The sequence below is a fragment of the Micromonospora phaseoli genome, from assembly GCF_900109115.1.
GTDB lineage: Bacteria > Actinomycetota > Actinomycetes > Mycobacteriales > Micromonosporaceae > Micromonospora > Micromonospora phaseoli.
Window position 1 is genome coordinate 22,282 of sequence record NZ_FNYV01000009.1, and the last position, 20,889, is coordinate 43,170.

Annotated in this window: 21 protein-coding genes, 1 other RNA gene and 1 pseudogene; 10 read left to right on the forward strand and 13 right to left on the reverse strand. The window is 69.3% G+C overall.

All coding sequences use genetic code 11. The features are described from left to right. Positions 1 to 84: 84 nt before the first annotated feature. A complete protein-coding gene (locus tag BMY89_RS21495; RefSeq protein ID WP_092381850.1) occupies positions 85 to 1,518 on the reverse strand; it encodes an RNB domain-containing ribonuclease in 1,434 nt (477 codons plus the stop codon). Between BMY89_RS21495 and BMY89_RS31390 the strand changes: the two genes are divergently transcribed. From BMY89_RS31390 to BMY89_RS21510, 3 genes are all read left to right on the forward strand, one after another. Further along, entirely contained in the window at positions 1,511 to 2,764 is a 1,254-nt protein-coding gene (locus BMY89_RS31390) for a hypothetical protein (RefSeq protein ID WP_269766886.1), read from the forward strand. The genes BMY89_RS21495 and BMY89_RS31390 overlap by 8 nt on opposite strands. 188 nt (positions 2,765 to 2,952) lie before the next feature. After that, on the forward strand, positions 2,953 to 3,462 hold the full coding sequence (locus tag BMY89_RS21505) for an NUDIX hydrolase (protein ID WP_092381851.1): 510 nt from the start codon (positions 2,953 to 2,955) through the stop codon (positions 3,460 to 3,462). Further along, complete coding sequence (locus BMY89_RS21510; RefSeq protein ID WP_092382044.1) at positions 3,455 to 4,243, forward strand: nucleotidyltransferase; 789 nt, start codon at positions 3,455 to 3,457, stop codon at positions 4,241 to 4,243. The genes BMY89_RS21505 and BMY89_RS21510 overlap by 8 nt, the downstream gene beginning before the upstream one ends. A gap of 73 nt (positions 4,244 to 4,316) precedes the next feature. On the opposite strand, the gene BMY89_RS21515 is transcribed toward BMY89_RS21510, so the two are convergent. Beyond that, the gene (locus BMY89_RS21515) at positions 4,317 to 5,183 is read right to left on the reverse strand and encodes an AraC family transcriptional regulator (protein WP_092381852.1); all 867 of its coding nucleotides are present in this window, start codon (positions 5,181 to 5,183) and stop codon (positions 4,317 to 4,319) included. A gap of 251 nt (positions 5,184 to 5,434) precedes the next feature. Between BMY89_RS21515 and BMY89_RS21520 the strand changes: the two genes are divergently transcribed. Together BMY89_RS21520 and BMY89_RS21525 are read left to right on the forward strand one after the other, a co-directional pair. Continuing rightward, the gene (locus tag BMY89_RS21520; RefSeq protein ID WP_092382045.1) at positions 5,435 to 5,806 is read left to right on the forward strand and encodes a hypothetical protein; all 372 of its coding nucleotides are present in this window, start codon (positions 5,435 to 5,437) and stop codon (positions 5,804 to 5,806) included. Next, positions 5,803 to 6,273 carry a roadblock/LC7 domain-containing protein gene (locus tag BMY89_RS21525; protein WP_092381853.1) on the forward strand — a complete coding sequence of 157 codons (471 nt, stop codon included), beginning with the start codon at positions 5,803 to 5,805 and terminating at the stop codon, positions 6,271 to 6,273. Before BMY89_RS21520 ends, BMY89_RS21525 begins: the two co-directional genes overlap by 4 nt. 91 nt (positions 6,274 to 6,364) lie before the next feature. Here BMY89_RS21525 and BMY89_RS21530 read toward each other — a convergent pair whose 3' ends face one another. Together BMY89_RS21530 and BMY89_RS21535 are read right to left on the reverse strand one after the other, a co-directional pair. After that, entirely contained in the window at positions 6,365 to 7,039 is a 675-nt protein-coding gene (locus BMY89_RS21530) for a hypothetical protein (protein ID WP_139217992.1), read from the reverse strand. A gap of 352 nt (positions 7,040 to 7,391) precedes the next feature. After that, positions 7,392 to 7,871 (reverse strand): MarR family transcriptional regulator, encoded by a 480-nt coding sequence (locus tag BMY89_RS21535; protein ID WP_092381855.1) that lies wholly within the window; start codon positions 7,869 to 7,871, stop codon positions 7,392 to 7,394. Between the two features lie 60 nt (positions 7,872 to 7,931). Here BMY89_RS21535 and BMY89_RS21540 point away from each other — a divergent pair, with 60 nt between their 5' ends. Continuing rightward, entirely contained in the window at positions 7,932 to 8,423 is a 492-nt protein-coding gene (locus tag BMY89_RS21540) for an SgcJ/EcaC family oxidoreductase (protein ID WP_092381856.1), read from the forward strand. A gap of 301 nt (positions 8,424 to 8,724) precedes the next feature. On the opposite strand, the gene BMY89_RS21545 is transcribed toward BMY89_RS21540, so the two are convergent. Beyond that, entirely contained in the window at positions 8,725 to 9,144 is a 420-nt protein-coding gene (locus tag BMY89_RS21545; protein WP_232521478.1) for a hypothetical protein, read from the reverse strand. Between the two features lie 33 nt (positions 9,145 to 9,177). Beyond that, positions 9,178 to 10,278, reverse strand: coding sequence for a tyrosine-type recombinase/integrase (locus BMY89_RS21550; RefSeq protein ID WP_232521479.1), 1,101 nt, complete (start codon positions 10,276 to 10,278; stop codon positions 9,178 to 9,180). Positions 10,279 to 10,613: 335 nt separating this feature from the next. Here BMY89_RS21550 and BMY89_RS31065 point away from each other — a divergent pair. Beyond that, positions 10,614 to 10,819: pseudogene (locus BMY89_RS31065) on the forward strand (hypothetical protein). 133 nt (positions 10,820 to 10,952) lie between these two features. Next, on the forward strand, positions 10,953 to 13,199 hold the full coding sequence (locus BMY89_RS21560) for a protein kinase domain-containing protein (protein WP_092381857.1): 2,247 nt from the start codon (positions 10,953 to 10,955) through the stop codon (positions 13,197 to 13,199). Between the two features lie 258 nt (positions 13,200 to 13,457). Here BMY89_RS21560 and BMY89_RS21565 read toward each other — a convergent pair whose 3' ends face one another. Together BMY89_RS21565 and rnpB are read right to left on the reverse strand one after the other, a co-directional pair. Continuing rightward, on the reverse strand, positions 13,458 to 13,673 hold the full coding sequence (locus BMY89_RS21565) for a hypothetical protein (RefSeq protein WP_232521480.1): 216 nt from the start codon (positions 13,671 to 13,673) through the stop codon (positions 13,458 to 13,460). Between the two features lie 445 nt (positions 13,674 to 14,118). Further along, an RNA gene (gene rnpB, locus BMY89_RS21570) (RNase P RNA component class A) lies at positions 14,119 to 14,535 on the reverse strand. A gap of 100 nt (positions 14,536 to 14,635) precedes the next feature. On the opposite strand from rnpB, the gene BMY89_RS21575 reads away from it, so the two are divergent. Continuing rightward, positions 14,636 to 15,142, forward strand: coding sequence for a mycothiol transferase (locus BMY89_RS21575; RefSeq protein WP_232521495.1), 507 nt, complete (start codon positions 14,636 to 14,638; stop codon positions 15,140 to 15,142). Between the two features lie 60 nt (positions 15,143 to 15,202). Next, positions 15,203 to 15,964 carry a sulfite exporter TauE/SafE family protein gene (locus BMY89_RS21580; RefSeq protein WP_092381860.1) on the forward strand — a complete coding sequence of 254 codons (762 nt, stop codon included), beginning with the start codon at positions 15,203 to 15,205 and terminating at the stop codon, positions 15,962 to 15,964. Positions 15,965 to 16,034: 70 nt separating this feature from the next. On the opposite strand, the gene BMY89_RS21585 is transcribed toward BMY89_RS21580, so the two are convergent. The 5 genes from BMY89_RS21585 to BMY89_RS21605 form a co-directional block, all read right to left on the reverse strand. Continuing rightward, entirely contained in the window at positions 16,035 to 17,243 is a 1,209-nt protein-coding gene (locus BMY89_RS21585) for a bifunctional RNase H/acid phosphatase (protein WP_092381861.1), read from the reverse strand. Positions 17,244 to 17,245: 2 nt separating this feature from the next. Further along, on the reverse strand, positions 17,246 to 17,983 hold the full coding sequence (locus BMY89_RS21590) for a zinc ribbon domain-containing protein (protein ID WP_092381862.1): 738 nt from the start codon (positions 17,981 to 17,983) through the stop codon (positions 17,246 to 17,248). Then, the gene (locus BMY89_RS21595) at positions 17,973 to 18,860 is read right to left on the reverse strand and encodes a Nif3-like dinuclear metal center hexameric protein (RefSeq protein ID WP_092381863.1); all 888 of its coding nucleotides are present in this window, start codon (positions 18,858 to 18,860) and stop codon (positions 17,973 to 17,975) included. The genes BMY89_RS21590 and BMY89_RS21595 overlap by 11 nt, the downstream gene beginning before the upstream one ends. A gap of 191 nt (positions 18,861 to 19,051) precedes the next feature. Next, a complete protein-coding gene (locus BMY89_RS21600) occupies positions 19,052 to 19,624 on the reverse strand; it encodes a flavoprotein (protein ID WP_092381864.1) in 573 nt (190 codons plus the stop codon). A 13-nt stretch (positions 19,625 to 19,637) separates the two neighbouring features. After that, positions 19,638 to 20,867, reverse strand: a complete 1,230-nt coding sequence (locus tag BMY89_RS21605) for a helix-turn-helix domain-containing protein (RefSeq protein ID WP_092381865.1) — start codon at positions 20,865 to 20,867, stop codon at positions 19,638 to 19,640. Positions 20,868 to 20,889: the final 22 nt, after the last annotated feature.

A 20,889-nucleotide genomic window follows, 5' to 3' on the forward strand; every position in this document is an offset into this window, starting at 1 on the left:
CCCGCCCGGCAGCAGCGACCGGCGCTGTGACAAACCCCGCTGGTCGAGCCGACGCCGCGGACGGTTGCGCGCTGCGACCCACGTTCAGGCGAGTTCGAAGGCGACCGACCGGGTGATCGGGTCGGCGGCCACCAGCCGGACCCGGACCCGGGTGCCGAGCGGCAGTTCGCCCAGGCAACGGGCGCGTACCGGCGGGTCGTCCAGGGCCACCGTGCCGCCGGGTGGGCGACTCGGGCGGGCCTTGCCGTTCGACGGCGCGTCAACGTCCAACACGGCGGCGTCGAACGTCTCGCCCACCCGGTGTTCCAGCAGCACCGCCTCGGCCAGGTCGACCGCGCCCCGGCTGGCCACCGACGCGGTGCGGTCCGTCGCGGCCATCACGGCCGGCAGCCGGGGCAACGCCGCGCGCGCCCAGTCGGGCACCTCGCGGCCGTCGTGCAGGGCCAGGCAGACCTCGGTGGCGTACCGATCGGCAAGTCGCCGCAGCGGCGCCGTGACATGGGCGTACGCGGCCGCGACCCCGCCGTGCGCGGGCTGCCCGGGCACCTCGCCGTCAAACGGGGTGTACGCCGCCGACCGCATCAGCTCGGCCGCCTGGTCGATGAAGGCGGCGGCCCGTGGCTGGGCCGGGTCCAGCCGGAGCAGCAGCTCGCCGACGCCCACGCCGTCCGGCCAGTGCACGCCCAGCGGGGCGGCGGCGGCCCGCAGCCGCTGCACCGCCTCGGGCTTGGGCGCCGGCATCGTCCGCAGCAGGCCCACTCCACCGGCCAGCATCAGATCAGCCGCGGCCATCCCGGTGAGCAAGGAGATCTGCGCGTTGTGCTCCTCCATCGGCACCGGCGCCCGCAGCACCAGCCGCCAGCCGTCGCCGTCGGCCTCGACATCCTGTTCGGGGATCGGCAGGTTGATCGCGCCCCGACGCAGCCCTCGGGCGGTGAGCAGGGCGCCGATCTCGGGCAGCAGGGCGATCGGCTCGGGCAGCCGGCCCGCCTCGGCGTCGGCCTGCACCCCCGGATAGGCCAGTTGGGCCCGGCTGCGGACCAGGGCGCGCTGCACCACCACCGCCGTGGTGCCGCCGTCGGCGTCCAGGTCGATGGTCCACAGCACGGCCGCCCGGTCGACGTCGGGCAGCAGGCTCGCCGCGCCCTCGCCGAGGGAGTGCGGGTGCAGCGGCACGTTGCCGTCGGGCAGGTAGATGGTCTGCCCCCGGCGCCAGGTCTCGTCCTCCAGCACACCGCCCGGGCGTACGTGCGCGGCGACGTCGGCTATCGCGTACCGCACCCGGTAGCCGCCACCGGCGCGGCGGCCCAGGTGCATCGCCTGGTCCAGGTCCCGCGAACCGGGCGGGTCGACCGTGACCAGCGGGACGTCCGTGCGGTCGACGGCCGGCCGGGGCGGCGCGGCGGCAGCCGCCGCGGCCTCCCGCTGCGCCGCCTCCGGGTACTCCTCGGGCAGACCCAGCTCACGGCGGAGCGCGCCGAAGTCGATGCGGGGCGCGAGGACGCGTCGGATGACCATTGGTCAATCCTGCCAGCGCCCCGCACGCTCCGCCTTCCCCCGACCGACGGTGCTCCGACGTACGACGGGTCAGCCGGCCGCCTTCCGCGCGGCGCCGGCGCGCCCGGTGCTCCTGGTGGCGGCCTTCTTCGCGGGCGCCTTCTTCGCCACAGCCTTCTTCGCGGGCGCCTTCTTCGCGGCGGTCTTCCTGGCGGGTGCCTTCTTCGCCGCCGTCTTGCTCGCCGGGGCCTTGCTCGCCACAGCCTTCTTGGCCGGGGCCTTCTTCGCCGTCGCCCTCGCGGTCGTCGAGCGGGCCGGTGTCCGGGCCGCCGCCGAGGTGGTCTTACGGGCCGGCGCCTTCTTCGCGGGCGCCTTCGCCGCCGTCGTCCGTGCCGACGCCGTGGTGGTCTTCCGCGCCGACGCCTTCTTCACCGCCGAGCTGGCCTTCTTCGCGGGCGCCTTGCGCGCGGCCGACGTGCTCCGCGCGGTGGTCGTCTTCTTCGCGGGGGCGGTCTTGCGCGCCGGGGCGGCCTTGCGGGCGGGGGCCTTCGCCGCCGTCGTCTGCGCGGTCGCCGTCTTCTTCGCGGGCGTCCGCTTCGCCGGCGTCGTGATCTTACGCGCGCCACTCGCGGTCCGCGGCGACGTCGAGGTCGCCTTCGACGCGGTCTTCTTGGCAGGTGCGGCCTTCGAGGCGGTCTTCTTCGCGGGAGCGGCCTTCGAGGCGGTCTTCCTGGCGGGTGCGGCCTTCGCCGACACGGTCTTCTTCGCGGGTGCCTTCGCCGCGATGGTCTTCCGCGCCGACGAGCCGGCCCTGGACGTCGGCGCGCTGGCGGCGCTCCGCGACGCCGGGGTGCGCCCGGTGCCGGTGGCGGCCTTTCGGGCCGCCGTGGCGGTGCCGCTCCCGCGACGGGTGGACTGGGTTCGGGCGAGGCCCGCGGTGCGTTCCGTCGCGGCGGTCTTCCTCGCGGACGTACGCTTGGCTGCCGGGCGGGTGGCCTGTTGTGCTTCGGCCATCTCGGTTCCCTCCTTGGGGACGTGCTGCCGCCCTCGCGACGCACGCAGTACCTCGACGCGGGAGGCGTCCCGCGTCGTCTACTTGTCCTCCCCTGTCCAGCGGGCGTCCTCGGCCTCCCACGCCTCGTTACGCTCCCGCACCTGTTGCAGGGCGTTCTCCGCGTCGGCAGCCGAGTCGTACGGTCCGAGAACGTGCCGGGCAGGGCACACGTCGGCATCGGTCTCGACCCGGTGGTGTCGCGTACACCAGTAGTAGTGTCCGCGTCCGCTGTCGCTCATGGGATCACTGTGCACCGGGAAGCGACCGCCCGCCACCGGAACACCGCAAGTCACCAGGCTCTTCCACAGTAGACGTGCTCGCCGACGGGCGGGCCGAACTGCGAAAATCCGCATCAGCCGACCGGAATCCGACAGTTGTCGCGGGCCAGCTAAGGTCGCTGGATGGGCGTACCGGACTACATCCTGCGGATGCGCAAGCACGTCGGCCACGACCTGTTGTGGCTACCGAGCGTGAGCGCGGTCGTCCGCAACGACGCGGGCGAGTTGCTGTTGGGCCAGCGCGCCGACGACGGGCGCTGGTCGGTGGTGAGCGGCTTCGTCGAGCCGGGCGAGCAGCCGGCCACCGCGGTCGTCCGCGAGGTGCTGGAGGAGACCGGGCTGGAGGTCGAACCGCTGCGGCTCAGCAGCGCCGTGTCGCACCCGCACACGTACCCCAACGGGGACCACTGCGAGTACCTCAACCTCGGCTTCCACTGCCGGCTGCTGGGCGGCGAGGCACGGGCCAACGACGACGAGTCGCTGGACGTGCGGTGGTTCCCGCCGGGCCGGCTGCCGGAGCTCGATGAGCACGCCCGGCTGGTCATCCGGCATGCCCTCGGCGGCGAGACGTCGGCGTTCTTCCTGCCCGCCGGGACGCTCTGGGGTGAGCCCGGCGAGCTGGAGCATGGCTGAGCCGCTGCGGCCGTACCTGACCGAACTGGTCACGGTCGCCGGCGAGGTGCTCGGCGACGAGCTGTGCGGGGCGTACGCGGCGGGATCGGTGGGGTTGGCCGCGTACCAACCCGGGCGCAGCGACGTGGACGTGGCCCTGGTCTGCGCCGGCCCGCTGGACCGGGCGGTCGCCGACGCGTTGGTGGCACGGCTGCGGCACGAGGCGCTGCCCTGCCCGGCGCGCGGCCTGGAGCTGGTCGTCTACCGGCGGGAGGTGGCCCGTTCCGGCACCGCATCACCGGGGTTCGAGGTGGAGCTGAACACCGGCGCGCGGATGGCGTTCCGGGTGTCGTACGGCCCGGCCGAGCGACCGCCCTCGGACGGCCTGTTCTGGTACGGACTGGACCGCAGCATCCTGCACCAGAGCGGGCAGGCCCTGTTCGGCCCGCCCGCCGCCGACGCGTTCGCCGAGCTGGCCCCCGAGGACCTGCGCCGGCTGGTCGTGACGGCGTTGCGCTGGTGGCTGGAGCGGCCGGTGCCCGCCGGTCAGGTTCCCGCACCCGGCGCAGAGGACGCCGTGCTCGGCGCCTGCCGTTCCTGGGTGCGGCTGCGCCACGGGGTGTGGCTGCCCAAGGTGGCCGCCGGCCAGCGGCTGCTGGACAGCGCCGGTCCGCTGGCCGACGCCGCCACCACCGAACTGGTCGAACGGTCGATCTTCGCCCGCGACGGCGGCACCCCGCCGCCCGGCGCAGCCGCCCGCGCCTTCCAGCAGAGAATCCTCGCCGCCCTCACCCCCGCCTGAGCGGTGGCAGCCCAGCAGTGCCGCGTGCGGCGTGTCGGGCAGCTGCGCTGTCACCGATCGGCGGCGTGAGCCGTCAGGCCGGGACCGGCTCCACGGGGATCCAGAGCTCGGCGTCGGCGTGGCCACCATCCGCCGCGATCCGGGTACGGGAGATCTCCGGCCCGGGCCGCAGCCGGTACGGGTTGGACGGGAACCACTGGGTGAAGACGTCCCGCCACAGGTGCTGCACCGCCGCCGGGAACGCCCCGGAGGTCTCGAAGACCGCCCACGCCCCCGCCGGCACCGGCAGCACGTCCAGGTCGCCGGGCACCTCGGCGCCGGTGACCACCGCGTACCAGTAGTCCAGCTCGGTGCCCTCCGCGCGCTCGCCGGCCAGGCCGTCGCTGACGTTGACGATCCCCGCCGGCTCCTGGTCGGAGAGCGCCTCGATCCGTTCCCGGACCGCCGGTTCGAGGCCCTTGACGAACTCCACGATGGCCGGGTTCATGCCCTCGTGCACCAGCGGCACCCGGGCCCTGCGCCCAGCCAGCTGGAACGATTCCTTGCGCACGATGCGATATCGCATGCTGCTGCTCCCTTCGACGGTGAGTCGGAAGGACATCCGGGGCTGGGCACGCAGTTCGGCACCGGTACGCCGGGCCTCACCGGGACCGATCCCGTGCACCGCCCTGAACGCCCGGGCGAACGCCTCGGCCGAGCCGTATCCCCAGCGGACCGCGATGTCGAGCAGCGTCTGCTCGCCCGCCACCACCTCCGCTGCCGCGACGGTGAGCCGGCGACGCCGCACGTACTCCGACAGTCCGACGCCGGCCAGCGCGGAGAACAGCCGCCGAAAGTGGTACTCCGACGTGACCGCGATCCGCGCCAGCTCGGCCGCGTCCACCGGCCGGTCCAGGTGTCGCTCGATGTGGTCCATGGCCTGGTTGAGCCGATCCAGCACCCGGGTCTCCTTCCTTGCGCCACCCAAGCTAAGGCGGCGACGGCACCGTCGGCCCGACATGCTGTGCCCGGTCCGGTCGGGTCGGTTAGCAGACGGACACGTTTACGAAACATCAGCCGCAGCGATGCTTCGGCCGCCCCGGCGGTCACCCACCGTGGCCCGCTCAGCCCGTTCGCGCCGCACAAGATGCGAACAGCAGGATTCATGTGCCACTCTCGTCCGAGATTTTCTCGTTCAACCTGGAGAGGCACGTGGCAAACCTCGACTCCGCCCTGAAGGACGCCATGACGATCGACGGCGCGATCGGCATCGCGCTCGTCGACTACACCAGCGGGATGACCCTCGGCGTGGCCGGTGGCACCCCGGAGATCGACCTGACCGTCGCCGCCGCCGGCAACACCGACGTGGTACGCGCCAAGATGCGCACCATCGAGATGCTGAAGTTGAACGACGACATCGAGGACATGCTGATCACCCTCGGCAGCCAGTACCACATCATCCGGCCGCTCAACGGCTCCAACGGCAAGGGGCTGTTCCTCTACCTGATGCTCAGCAAGACCCGGTCCAACCTGGCGCTCGCCCGGCACCGGCTGCGCACCATCGAGGAACAGCTGGAACTGTGAGCACCGGCGACACCTTCCTGCCCCGCCGCACCTCGCAGCGACCGGACCTGCCGCCCCCGGTGACGCTCCCGCCGTCGCTGGCCGGCAACCCGTCGCTGCCGTACCCGGCGATCGGCACCGAGCTGCACGAGCTGCGTCTACAGATCCCCGGAGTGCAGGGAAGTGTCCTCGGCGGCGTGGACGGCCTGCTCATCACGCACGACGTACCGTCCGCGCTGGATCCCGACGACCTGGCCGCGATGGCGGCGGCGACCTTCGGCCTCGGCCGGCAGGTCAGCCTCCGCCTCGGCCAGGGCGAGTTCCGCCAGTCCACCGTCCGCAACCAGTCCGGCTACTTCGCCGTGTACGCCGTCGGCCCACAAGCCCTGCTCTCCGTGGTCGGCGCCGACGCCATCAACGTGGCCCGCCTGCACCTGCACGCCCCACCGGTAGCCGAACGCCTGGCCAAACTCCTCGCCTCCACCTGAGCCGACGGAACTCGGGCTCCCGACGGCTGGCGGGCCGGGCGGCGCACCGGGTCACCCCGGATCGGCATCAGGCGACATTACCGGCCCGCCGTTACTCTTCGGGCTGGGCGTTCAGCTTTCGGCGGGAGTCAGGGTGTCCACGACCACGAGGTGTCCGCACCCACAGGGGTGCCCCGATAACCACGCGGCCGACTGATCCACCAGAGCTCCAGCCGCTCGGGTCGAGCACCACATCGCTGTAGATCTCGGCGAACCACTCCAAATCATCCACCTCGTCGAAGGTGCACTCGCGCTTCCCACGATCCTGGCGGGACGCCCAACCAGCGCCATTGCCGAACGCGATGCTCACGGCTTCGAGCGAGATCGACCGAGGGTCGACCGATCCCGCCCTGCCCTCTGGAAATCCCTCGACCAGCCAACTGCTGATCGACGCTCCGGAAGAAGTGGCCTCGGAACCGCCGACATGGCAGGTCTCCGTGCTGACCGAGCCAGCGAGATTGTCCCTACTGCCGAAGAGACAGACGGCCACCCGGGTGCCGTCGGAGGCGACCGAGCGGACGCCGAGGATGACGCGGGACGGCGTGCAGCCGACCAGACGAGTGAACTCGACATGCCCGGTGCCCTTGGCGAAGCGAGCCTTGGGCGGCGTGACGAAATCCTCCACCGCGAGGTCGCCGATAGCACGCTCCACCCGATCCGCGATCTCATTCCGATAGAGCCCGCGAGGCTCCCGCTCGAACTCGGCAGCTGAGCTGATCAGCGGCACAGAGATGGAGAACGTAGACCTCCACCGCGGACGGAGGTCGACAGCCCCGTCCGCAGCGATTGACCTCACCCGCCGGTCGGACCAGTACGAGTACCGAGTGAAGTCGCCGCGCTCGCCCATCCAGCCACCCTTTCTACAGCCCTTCGGGCACCCCGTGACCCACCGCATCCCGCCGAATGTTTACCTCGTGCGCGCCAGCGCCGGCACCTCCGGAGCCGCGAGGCGCAGGCCACTCCCCACATTTCCCACTGACCGGCGGCCAAGTGCCAGCAAGGCAATATCGATGCACCGAATGCACAAGGAAGGTTGTCACCCTCATCGGATCAGTAGTCGGCCACAGCTTGATGACCGGTCAGGCATGGTCCGACTGGTATCGGCTGGCTCTGACCCGTGTCGCCTGCTCATCCTGCACCTGACGAGCAACCCGCAGAAAGTCCAGGATGGTGGCGAGCTGCTCGATGGTGTATCCGGCCAGAGCCTCGGCGCCAGCAACGCCGACCGGTAGGTAGATGTCGCGCTCCACCTTGCGCGCCGCCTCGGTCGCGGCGACGAGGACGCGCCTCCTGTTGTGCGGATCCTGGATCCGACCGGCCAACCCGGCACGCTCCAGCCGATCGATGACCGTGGTCGTGGCAGCCGGGCTGAGCTTGAGTGCAGCGCTCAATTCGCCGGCCGACAGGGCGTCGTCGTCGGAGAGCAGGAGATCCAGCGCCCGCAGGTCCGTGCGGTTGAGCTTGAGCGCCGTGGCAGCTGCCTCGTCGAACGCGTCGAAGCTCTGCTGCAACAGGCGCACGCCCATCGCCACCTCACGGACAATCTCATTCTTCGACATTCGAAATCTCCTGCTATCGTAACCTTCCACGATCTAAGCTTATCGGACCAGGGGGATGCGATGACCACCGACGACTATGCGATCACGGTGCTGTTCAACCGCCTCATGCAGGCATGGACCGACAACGACGCGGTCGCCTACGGCGCCTGCTTCACCGACGACTGCGATTACGTCTCCTACGACGGCACCCGGGCCATCGGCAGGATGCCCATGGTGCACGCCCACGACCAACTCTTCCGCGGCGTGCTCGCCGGCTCCGCACTGGTTGGCGATATCGAGTCGATCCGCTACATCAACCCCGACGTCGCCGTCATCCACGGCACCGCGTCGGTCTTGATGCCCTGGCGCTCCACCCGGCCCAAGCGACGGCTGTCACGGCAGACCCTCGTCGCGGTCCGCACCGATGACGGGTGGCGGTTCACCGCACTGCACAACGGTCGAGTACGGCCGATCAGCATCCCGGCTCCCGACTCCCTGCCCTCCCGCATGGCCCATGTCATGGGCCGTCTCGCCAACCGGACCGCCATCGGCCGGCGCGCCGTGGCCAGCTGAGATCCGTCGCTGGGCGACGAACCCGACGGTGGGGCAGCGCTCACCCGCGAACGCATCCACCTCCATCGAGGCAGTGGCTTCCAACGCAGGGTCACCTTCCGGAATCGCCCAGCGACGACTGGCTGCCGCTGCGCTGGTGGGCGACGGACGAGTCGACCTGTACGCCGGATTATGAACGTGATTCGTGCCCTGACCAGGCGTTTCGTTCGGCTGGCACCCGCTCAGGGCGTCGCCAGGGCGTCCGACATGATTCACGCTGCCTCGGGCCACTCGAACACAGACGCGACGGCTGGCGCCGCTACTACCTGGCCGCCGATGGCCGCAAGAGATCCAATGAGACAAGGAAGAGGCTGGTTCCGTCCTCGGCCGCTACCTTGTCAGGCTCTGTCGAGACCAGGACCAACGGCGTCGACGCGGCGTCGGACGCGGCGCGAAACTCCTCGACAACGCACCGAACTGCGGCCGGCCTCGGCAACGCCGACGTGGAATCCAGGTCGGTACTGAAGATCGGAGCCTTGTCGACGAGCGACCACGCGCTGCCCTGCGCGTCGGTGAACACGACCCGGACCACAGCGGGGAAGATGTCGCGGTCCACCCAGTCAACCGCCTCGCAGGCAAGCTCGACATGGTCACCATGTCTAATCGCTGGTCGGTCCATCTGTTCGAACTCCCGCCTGTCGAAGCATCTCGGGATGACGTTGCGCAGGTTCAGGTGCGTCACGCTTTCAACCCCGCAACAAGTCTGCAAGCGCCTTCAGCTTCCGGGCTTCACGACGCTGCCGAAGAGATCATCGATCGCGTTGCGGGTGCGTTCCTCGCTTGCCGGCATCAGGTGGGTGTAGACGCGGAGGGTGAAGCCGGGGTCGGCGTGGCCGAGGTACGACGCGAGCGCCTTGATGCTCTCCCCCGCGTTGAGCAGCGACGAGGCGTAGAAGTGGCGGAGCGCGTGCATCCCGGTGGCTCGGGTCGGCGTGATGCCGGCTGCCACGACGGCGGGTCGCCAGCTCTTGTTGTCGAAGGTGCGCCGGTTGATGGCACCCCGCCGGGTGGTGGTGAACAGCATCGGCACCGTGACCCGCTCGTCGTCGGCCGGGTTCTCCCACGGCAGCGTGAGCGTCACCGGGTCGCAGTCCTTGATGTGCTGGCGCAGCACCTGGGCGACGGAGTCGGGCAGCGGCACCCGGCGGTCACGGTCGTTCTTGGGTAGGCCGAAGACCAGTCGAGACCGGACGAGCTTGACCTGACGGGAGACGTGCACCCAGCCGGCATCGAGGTCGATGTCGTCGACGCCGAGCCCCAGGATCTCCCCCTGCCGCAGCCCGCAGCCGGCGCCCAGGTCGACCATGGCGCGGTACCGCTGGGCGAGGCCACCGCGGATTGCCGAAACCTGGTCGTACCGCCAGGGCACCACGCGGCGCTGTACCGGTCGCGGTGGCTTGACCGACTTTGCCGAACACGGATTCTTGACGATCCGCTCGTCGTCGACGGCCGCGCCGAGGATGGTCCGCAGGTGGGCGAAGACCACGGCCCGCGTCGCCGGGGCCAGCTTGCCGACCATGTTGGCGTCCCACTCCCGGATGTGGCCCGGCTTGATCTCGGCCAGCTTCTGAGAGCCGAAGAACGGCAGCAGGTGCTTGCGTACCCGGAACTCGGTGCTCTCCCGGGTCGACTCGTCGAACGAGCGCGTCCGTAGCCAGGTTTCGGCGTACTCGGCGAAGGTCATCCGGCCGGCGACCGGGTCGACGTACGAGCCGTGCAGCTTGTCCGACTCGGTCGAGACGAGGAACGCCTCAGCCTCTCGCTTGGCCCGGTCGGGGAACAACTTCTTGCATTCCTTGCCGTCCGGGCCCGCCACGATCTACCCCAACCGAGCCGGAGCGACACTCTGCCCGACAGGCACGCCAACCCAGCTGGAACGAACCCACCAGCCAGCACCCGGGCGCCGACCCGATGACGACCCTCGGCGCCAAGTGGCGTTCGTCGGCAGACCGGACTGTGACCAACCGAGACGTACCCCTGCTTGTCCAGTCCGCCGCCCGCTGCCTCGACTACCACCGGCGAAACAAGTGCTGGAGATGCACGGACACTGGCCTCTGCCCGATGGTTGTCATCGCAGACTCCCGCATCTGGGCTTGGCGCCGATACCGCGCACTTAACCGACGATGGCGGTGACCCTGCCCAAGGCCGGAGATTGTCGTACATCTGACCCGAGCCGCAAGCCTCCAGTTCATCAGCCCATCATGTTCCGAGCCATCCGCGTACTCGACTGGGTCACTTACGACCACTGGGTATGGCTCGACGGCTACCAGCTCGATCGCAAGGGTGACGCCGTCGCCAGGCGGAGTGTTTACGTGCAGAAGGAAGGGATACGAGTCTCACCGGTCAACAGAAATTGACGTTTGACGCCAGCTTGGAGGTTTCACTCGAAGCAACCAGCTTCGTGGACCGAGATCAGAAGACCCGCGATGCAGGGCAATACCCATCCTGCATCGGAGCTAGTCGAATATGCAATCTTGATGGGAGAGTCCGTTGGGCGCACGAAAAGCTCTAGTCGTAGGCATAGATCGTTATTCTGGACGACATGCCCCGCTCGACTGCTGCGTCAACGACGCGACACAGATCTCAGGCTTACTGGCCGAGGAAGAGTACGGCTTTGACGTTACGACCATGACGGACGGGGACGCTACACGGGCCGCCATCATGAAATGGGCAGCGGAGGCCCGTTCTTCCCTGTCAGAGTTGGTTCTATTCTACTTCTCGGGTCATGGCGTTGTAACGGATCTTGGGACGTACTTGGTCACGGCCGACAACGCCCTGTATGACGAGGGCATCGAGATCCAGAAGCTTATAACTATTTTGGCGGGAGACCAGGACGCCCGGCACGACGCCTTGGTTCTTCTAGACTGTTGTCACTCCGGCGTCGGGGTTGCACTGGATGAACCAAACAGTGGCACTCGACCCCTCAGCAACGACGACCTACGTGTTAACGTCACGAGCGACCGTGCGATAGCCGTCCTGGCCGCCTCTTTGAGCAGCCAAGTGGCATGGGAGAAAAAGAATCATGGTCATGGGGTCTTCACGTATCACCTACTCCAGGCCTTGTACGGGGACGCTGCCGATCATGAGGGTTTCGTTACGATCAACAACATTTACGAGGTGATCTCTCGTAACATGAGTCAGCTAGTCAGCGACGGTGAGCGTCAGAAGCCGGTATTCCGTGGGCATGTTCCCGGACGCTTGATTCTCGCCGCCGGAATGAGCCCATGCCTGCCTGCTCCTTTACCCGAGGATATCCTGCGGCAGTTAGAACAAGAAGGCAAGCAGTTACTCGACGCATTCCTCCAGTTCAAGGTGCAATACGGTTCGGCCGAGTGGCGCGACGGCGGATACGAGTTGGCCTGCCGAAAGCTAGAGAACATCTATCAGTGGTTCGAAAAGCGCGCTGCGCAACCTGGCATGCTTGCCCTCCCTGGATTTCGTCAAAGTCGTGAGACCTTAAATCGGTATCGTACCGAGTTGGGCCTGGTCGAGACCGGCATGCGAATTAAGGAAGGCGTCCTCAGCCGCCAAATCGGCGCTGGCGGCTTCGGAACGGTCTGGCAAGTTCATGATAAAGAGGCGTCGTCCTCAGTCGCGTACAAGATCTACCACACCCAGGAAATGCAAGACGCGACGAAGGTTAAGCGGTTTACCAATGGCTACCAGGCGATGACTCTGCTGAGCCATCCGAACATCGTCAGAGTCCATCGTTTTAGCACCTGCCCGGTCGGGTTTACGATGGACTATGTCGAAGGCGCCAATCTCCGCGATCTGGATCCGAAGTTCAGCCTGGATAGCCCCGCCCTCCTGGTTCTTCTTATCGATATCGCAGAGGCGGTGAAGCATGCACACGACCATAACGTGATCCATCGAGATATCAAGCCTGAAAACATTGTGTGCCGCCTTAGCCCAGAAGCTCGACAGATTCCGCACCTTACGGACTTTGACCTCGCATGGTTCAGTACGCGAACCCAGACGGCGACACAAAATGCTATCGGAGTCATTGCGTATGCGGCGCCTGAACAGTACAGCGCATTCAATGCGAAAGCGTCGAGCGCCAAGACACCAGCCCTCGACGTCTTCTCATTTGGCCAGCTTCTGTTTTTCTGTTTTACCGGGAAGGATCCAGATCCAGTTCGCCTTCCCCGTAATTTGGAGACGCTTCAACGGGAGGTAAAGAGCATCGGTTCTAATGAATTCGTTCGCCAACTCGGCGGTCTCTATAAGGACGCCACTGAGTGGGATCACAGCGGTCGCATCCAAGGCTTCGATGAAGTCCTGAGGCGATTGCGAAAAATTCAGGAGGAGCTAGAGAATACTGATTCTGATGCCATCCTGAACGAGGATTCATTTCTATCGGAATTAATATACCAGCTCACTAGAGACCCGCGTGAACCGGGGGATGCAAATTTTACTAGCCGCAGCGGCAACTGGATCGTCCATCTGGCTTGGCACACGAAGATCTGGCGCAAGGAGACAATGCCCGCCTTGGTGATGGAGTTTACTCCGCAGGGTAGGATCGGACTCGAGAATGTTAGCAATGAACAAATGCGTAGACTGCTCAACGAGCGTGTCAATAACAAGCTGCGCCATCACAAGCCCTACGCCAGCTTGCGCAAGGGAAATCGCGGCACGTACCAGGTCTTCGTCGAGTTTGGCCCTATCGTGTTGCGTCGTAGCGGCATCGAGCCCGTCGCGAGCGCGGTTCGCTCTACGCTAGAAGCGTTGGATGGCTGAAGGCTGTTTGTCTCAAGGTCGTGCCATCTAGTCGGAGCGCGCCGACTCACAGTGATCAGTGACCCTGTCTGTGTCCTACGTGCTTACAGCGCTTACAGCGCTCGAGTTTCCGAATAGGTCTTTTGAATCAAGGCACCGCGCTCCGCGGGGTGCGGGGCGGCAAGCCCGGCCGGCGGCAAGCCGCCCCGGCCGCCTACGGCGCCGGGGCGGTGAGCCACCGACAGCCGCTGGACACCGCCCCCCACGTCGGAGCAGAACTCAGCCCAGCGCGAGTTCGTCCGGGAGGCGCTCACGAAGCACGGCGATCGCATGGCGCAGGCAATAATCAAGGCTGTTGCCGTCGACCCTGATCGACGCACCATCGAGCCGCTCACCCGAGATCACCATGGTCCAGGGCTTGTGCTCCCGATCCCCGTCAATCTTGACAAGCCCGACCGGACCCATCTCCCCCAGGTGCGCCAGCAGCTCCGGCACGCACTCGTCCCACCCCATCCACGGATAGGAACACGGAGGCGGCTACGGAAGCCAGCGGGTTGGCCTGGTCGCGTGGTCGGGCCTTCCGGCTGCCGCGCCAGTCCAACCCCGGAACTGGCTGCCACTGGATCATCACGTCGCGGCACCCAGCTCCACGACCAGGACGTACCCGACCCTCCCCCCGCAGCCACCTGCCCCCGCTCCGAACTACCGAGCCCCGACCCCACAAGAGCCCTCACGACGGCGCAGCCCGCCCGATCTCTGGCAAGGCCAACTGAGCCCGCACTCAGGGCGTCTCCAGGGCGTCAGGGTTCTATGTCCGGGCGTCGATGGTCGTCCTTGGTCAACTTTGGCCGACGTTTGACGCCCTGGAGACACCCTGACACCCTGACGCCCTGGAGACACCAGCTCAGAGCCTTGATCAGGTCTCTGAGCTGGTGGGCGACGGACGAGTCGACCTGTACGCCGGATTCTGTGCGCGACGCGTACCCCCGAGGGGTTTCGCGTCGGCGGCGGTCATCCATCTCGGCCTGCCGTTGCCGGCAGGCTCTTGCGGCCTACCCGCAGACATCGGGCGGGCAGCCCTCGAGCGTCTGCGCGAGTCGTCATCTTGCGGTGACGGCCCTTTCTTGGCCTTGCTCCGGGTGGGGTTTACCGAGCCACCCCGGTCACCCGGGGTGCTGGTGGGCTCTTACCCCACCGTTTCACCCTTACCGTCCCCGATGGGGCCGGCGGTCTGTTTTCTGTGGCACTGTCCCGCGGGTCGCCCCGGGTTGCCGTTAGCAACCACCCTGCCCTGTGGAGTCCGGACGTTCCTCGGCGGCGGGCCGCAGCCCGCCGACGCGACCGCCCGGTCGACTCGTCCGTCGCGCACTCATCCTAACGACACGGTGTCCGCGTCTATTGCCCTGGCCGCTCGGCGTTGATCGCGAGCGCCGGCGCCGGATAATGGCCGGGTGACGATGCCGCCGTTCCCTGAGCCCACGGCCCCGGCCGACGGGCGGGCCGAGGTGTTCCTGCGCTACCTCGACTACTTCCGGGAAGGCGTGTTGGCGAAGGTCTCCGGGATGGCCGAGGACGAGCAGCGGCGCAGTGGGCTGCCGTCCGGCTGGACCCCGCTGGAGCTGCTCAAGCACCTTCGTTTTGTGGAGCTGCGCTGGATCGAGTGGGGGTTCCAGGGACGCGACGTCGGGCAACCGTGGGGTGATTGGCGCGACGAGCGGTGGTACGTCGCGCCGCAGGAGGGTCTCGCCGAACTGGCGGCGGCGCTGCGCGCGCAGGGTGCGCACACGCGTGCAGTGGTGGAGGGCTCGGACCTGGCCACGCGGGGCGCGCCGGGGCCGAGGTGGGACGGTGCGGATCCGGCGTCCCTGGAGCGGGTGCTGTTCCACCTTGTTCAGGAGTACGCCCGCCATCTCGGCCAGCTCGACATCGTGGCGGAGCTGGCCGGCGGCCCGGTCGGCGAGTAGATCCGGTCGGGCGGCGAGGGGGCGCGCGGCGGCGCGTCTCGGGCGGCTAGCCTGCGGATCATGGACCTTTCCGACGCCGCGTTGCTGCTCGCCGCCGGTCTGGCCGCGGGTACGGTCAACGCGGTGGCCGGGGGTGGTTCGCTGATCACGTTCCCGGCGTTGCTCGCGATCGGGCTGCCGCCGGTGCCGGCGAACGTCACCAACTCGCTGTCGATCGCCCCGGGGTACGCCGCCGCCGTGGTGGGCAGCCGGATGGACCTGCCGCGCGGGCGGCTGCTGGCCGCGATGCTGCCCACCGCGATCGTCGGTGCGCTGGTCGGTGCCGGGTTGCTGCTGGTCACCCCGGCACGGGCGTTCGAGCTGGTCGTACCCTTCCTGGTGCTCGGGGCGACCGCGGTGCTGGCGTTCCAGGATCCGCTGCGCCGGCTGGTCGGCCACCCGCGTGACCTGCCACCGCGCCGCCGGGCCGTCACGGTCCAGGCCATGGTGGCGCTGGCCGCGGTGTACGGCGGCTACTTCGGCGCGGCCGTCGGAGTGATGCTGGTCGCCGGGCTGGGCCTGGTCCTGGACGCCACGCTGGCCCGGGTGAGCGCGGTCAAGAACCTGCTCTCCGCCGTGATCGGCCTGACCACGGTGGTCGTCTTCGCGCTCGCCGGCCCGGTGAACTGGGCCGGGGTGGCGGTGATCGCGCCGGCCACGCTGGTCGGCGGGTACGCCGGTGCCCGGCTGGTCCGCCGGCTGCCCTCGGTGGTGCTGAAGACCGTCATCGTCGTCTTCGGCACCACCATCGGCCTCTACCTGCTCTGGCGCGCGCTGTCCTGACCACGCCGCTGCGGTCGAGTGTTAACCAGGGGCCCCTGTACCACCTGAGGCGTTAACAAGGGCCCCCTCCTTACACCTCGGCGAGGTGGGCGGTCTCGTTGACCGACCGGACGGCGACCCCGCCGTCGGGCCAGCGGTCCAGCACCGAGACGCCGGCGGCGTCGAGGTAGAGACGGTGCAGGAAGGCGTCGGTGGCGGCGAGCGCGTCGCGCAGCATCAGCTTGATCGGTGAGACGTGTGAGACCAGCACGACGGTCTGACCGGGGTACCCGGCCAGCAGCCGTTCGGTCACCCGGGCGCAGCGCTGCGCGACCTGGGCGAACGACTCCCCGTCCGGTGGGGCGATGCGGGGTGAGGCGAGCCAGGCGTCGAGTTCACCCGCCCAGCCCTCGCGCACCTCGGCGAAGGTGCGTCCCTCCCAGGCGCCGAAGTCGCACTCGATGAGGTCGTCGTCTCGGCGTACCGGGACGTCACCGGTGGCGGCGGCGATCGCCTCGGCGGTCGCCGTACACCGGGACAGCGGTGAACTGATCACGGCCGCGACGTCCGGGGCGAGCGCGGCCACCCGGGCGGCGGTGGCCCGCACCTGGGCCCGGCCCTTGGCGCTGAGCGGGATGTCGCCGCGGCCGGAGTAGCGGCCCTGCTCGGTGTACTCGGTCTCGCCGTGCCGGACCAGGATCAGTCGGGTGGCGGTGAAGGTGGGCCGGGGTTCCCAGGAGACCGGCGCGGTGCTGAGGTCGGCCCCCGGTGACTGGGTGCGGGCGGCGATCTCGGCCGCGCCACCGCCGGCCGGCTCGGGGCCGCCGAGGCGGCGCGGTGGCTCGACCAGGCGTGGCGGCGCGACGGTGGGTACGGCGGTGCCGGAGGTCGCGGCGGCGTCCATGGCGGCGTTGGCGAGCGCGTCGGCGTGGGTGTTGCGGTCCCGGGGGATCCAGCTGAACCGGACCGCGGCGAATCGGCCGACCAGCTTGGCCGCCTCGGCGGCCAGCGGGCGCAGGCCGGGATGTTTGATCTGCCAGCGGCCACACATCTGCTCGACCACCAGCTTGGAGTCCATCCGGACCTCGACCTCGTCGGCGCCCAGTTCGGCGGCGGCGGCCAGGCCGGCGATCAGTCCCCGGTACTCGGCGACGTTGTTGGTGGCGGTGCCGATCGCCTCGTTCCGTTCGGCCAGCACCGCGCCGGTCGCCAGGTCGCGGACCACCGCGCCGTACCCGGCCGGGCCGGGGTTGCCTCGGGATCCACCGTCGGCCTCGATGAGGACCGTACGCGGCGCCACCGCTACAGCCCGGACTCGTTGGTGCGGATCATGATCCGGCGGCAGTCCTCGCAGCGGACCACCTCGTCCGGGTCGGCCTTGCGGATGCGGGACAGGTCCGCGCCGGAAAGGTCCAACCGGCAGCCGCCGCAGCGGCCGGCGGCCAGCAAAGCGGCGCCGAGTCCGGTGTCGCTGCGGATCCGGTCGTAGAGCTGCACCAGGTCGGCGGGAAGGTCGTTGGCCAGGGGCTGCCGGGCGGAGCGCTTGAACTCCTCCTCGCGGCCGATCTCGGCGAGGCTGTCGTCCCGGCGCTGTTCGGTGACGGTCCGTCGCTCGCGCGCCTCGGTCAGTCGCGCTTCGATGCCGTCCAGCACCGACTGGGCGGTTTCCCGCTGCTCCATCAGCTCCAGCTCGGCGTCCTCCAGGTCGCTCTGGCGCCGGTTGAGCGAGACCAGCTCGTGCTGGAGGGCTTCCAGCTCGCGGGCCGGTCCGGTGCCGAGGGCGAGCCGGTCCTCGTCCTTGGTCTTGCGGGCCCGGACCTGGTCGACGTCCTTCTCCAGCCGGGCAATGTCGCGATCCAGGTCGTCGACCGCCACCTGGGCGCGGACCCGCTCGTCCTCCAGGGCGGACAGCTCGCGCGCGAGGGCCTCCAGTTCGGCCCGCTCCGGCAGCGACCGCCGCCGGTGGGCGAGCTGGGCGAGAGCGGTGTCGATCGCCTGGAGGTCGAGCAGGCGGCGCTGGACCTGGGGGTCAGCCTTCACGGGCGGGCTCCTTGTCGTCCGCGGCGGGTTCGTCCGCGGCGGTTGAGGCGGCGTGTACGGTCCACGGGTCGGTGTCCAGGTCGGACACCAGCGTCTCGACGCCGGGTGCGGCCCGCAGCACCTCGGCCAGGTCGTCCAACCAGGGCCGCTCGGTGGCCCAGTGGGTGGCGTCGAGCAACGCCGGTCCGTCGCCGGCCAGGTGTTCGCCGGCCGGATGGTGACGCAGGTCCGAGGTGAGGTACGCGTCGACTCCGGCGGCGACCGCGTCGGCCAGGAAGCTGTCTCCCGCGCCACCGCAGACTGCCAGGGTACGCACACTCCGGTTCGGGTCGCCGGCCGCGCGTACCCCGACGGCGGTCTTCGGGAGCACGGCGGCGGCCCGCCGGGTCAACTCTGCCAGGGTCAGCGGCTGCGGCAGCCGGCCGATCCGGCCGGCTCCCCGGCCCTGCCCGGCGGCGGGCGTACCCGGACGGGACGGTTGCAGCGGGCGGAGGTCGACCAGGCCGAGCCGGGCCGCGAGGGCGTCGGAGACCCCGGGGACGGCGACGTCGGCGTTGGTGTGCGCGACGTGGAGCGCGACGTCGGCCTTGATGAGCTGGTGGATGATCCGGCCCTTGTACGTCGTCGGAGCCACCGAGGAGACCCCGCGCAGCAGCAGCGGATGGTGAGCGATGATCATGTCGGCGCCGGCGTCGAGCGCCTCCGCGACGGTCTCGGGCACCACGTCGACGACGCAGAGGACCCGGCGTACGGGGGCGCGAGGGTCGCCGAGCACCAGCCCGACCCGGTCCCATTCCTCGGCCCAGGTCGGCGGGTAGCGCCGTTCCAGCTCGGCCACCACGTCGGCGACGGTCGGCACGGCTGCGGTTGTGCTCACGGCGGGCCAGCTTACCGGCGTCGGCGCCCCCTTGGGACGTCACCCGGCCGGACCGGGTGCGAGCCCGGGCCGCGGCCGTCACCGCGGCCCGGTACGACGGGTGGGCGCCAACCCGGAACTGAGGTTCCGGCAGGGCGGGTGTTGACCGGGGGCCCCTCTACCACCGGAGGCGTTAACCGGGGCCCTTCCTTTCACCCGGTGCGGCAGAGGCGGTCGCGGACCGCGGTCAGCGGCAGCGCCCAGGGGAAGGCGTGCTGGTGCCGCTCACCCGTGCCGGGTGGGTGCAGCGGAAAGACGTCGTCGCCGAAGAGCACGCTCACCCCCCACTCGGCGAGCCGGGCGATGCCCGCCCGGAAGGCGGGGTGGGCGGCCATCGCCGCGTTGGTGTACGGGACGGCCACCAGCGGCACTCCCCTACCCTGCGCCTCGACCAGCAGCCCGAGGGCGAGTGTGTCGGTGATGCCGGCCACCCACTTGTTGACCGTGTTGACCGTGGCCGGACAAACGATCATGGCGCCGGCCGTCGGCAGCACGTCCGGGTCGCCCGGGTTCTTGTAATGCGTACGCACCGGGTGGCCGGTCTGGCGGGCCAACGCGGTGCGGTCGACGAATTTGGCGCCGTCCGGCGTGGTGATCACGCAGACGTCCCAGCCGTCCTGTTGGGCCAGCTCGACGAGCCGGCCCACGTCTCGGGCCAGCGGTGAGCCGCAGGCGATGATGTAGAGCACCTCGCGGTGCCCGTCGTGGCGGTGCGAACCGGTCATGCCGGCTCCGAAGTCATACTCCTACTCCCATGTGCTCAGCCAACTCCGCGATCGGAGAAGGCGGCGCACCACGTGTGCGACGCAGGACGTCCGACATCACTTCGTGGGCGATCGGTCGGCAGCGGACCTCGGACGGTGCCAGCCGGTCACCGCGCAGCAACATCTCGCCGGCGTTGGCCGCGTCGCCGATCTGGGTGTAGGCCCGGGCCAGGTCGAGCAGGTGATGCGCCCGGCGTTCGGGCAGCATCGCGTCGAAGAGCGCGGGTTGGATCTTGTTCTGGTGCACCTCGATCGCCCGGCCTCCGTCGCCCAGCTCGACGGCCGCCGCCGCGCGGTGCAGCTCCACGTTGGTCGGACCGAACGAGGTCCAGTAGTGGTTGAGGTCACTGCCCACCTCGCCCGCCGCCTCGTGTGCCCCGTTGAGCAGATCCTCCACGGTCGCGGTGTCGCCGATGCGGGACGCGGCCATCGCGCCCTGGAGCAGCAGCATCCCGTAGACGGAGAGCCGCTCGGGTCGGCTGTCGTTGCGGCCACCCGGCGCGAGCTGGTTGGCGATCCGGACGTTCAGCTCCAGGGCGGGCCGGGATCGACCCATCGCCGCCAGGGCGTTGCAGACCCGGGTGGTGGCGACGCCGGCGAGCAGCTGGTCGTCGGCTCGTTGGGAGACCGCGATGGACCGGTCGGCGGCGAGCCAGGCGAGTTCGCACTCACCCAGCTTGCGCAGCACCGACGAGGCGATCTGGTAGACCTGCCCGAGCAGGTGCGCGGCGCGCTGCGACTGGTCGCCGCCGTACACCGCGTCGGCCGCCTGGGCGTCGCGCAGCAGCTTCGGCAGCGCCCGGGTGAGCATCCCGTAGCGGCCGTACTGGTACGTCAACCAGGCGTGGGTGACCGCCTTGCCCATGTCGGGCAGCGGCGGCGGGCAGGGCGCCGCGTCGAAGTAGGCGCTGATCGAGTCGTACCGCTCCAGGGCCGCCCGGATCTCCTCGACCTCGATCTGGTCGATGCAGTTCAGTGCGTCCGTACGCCGCTCGGGATCCTTGCCGAGCAGCAGTTGCACGTCCACCTGGAGGATGTCGGCGATCTCGTAGAGCACGGAGAACTTGTCCAGCCGCCGCACGCCGCGCTCGATCTTGTCGACCCAACTCTTCGACTTACCCAACCGGTCGGCGAAAACCTGCTGCGACATCTTCCGGCGACCCCGCCAGTAGGCCACCCGCCGCCCTATGGGTAGTTCGTCCATCTCCCCGGTCCTCCCCTTGCTG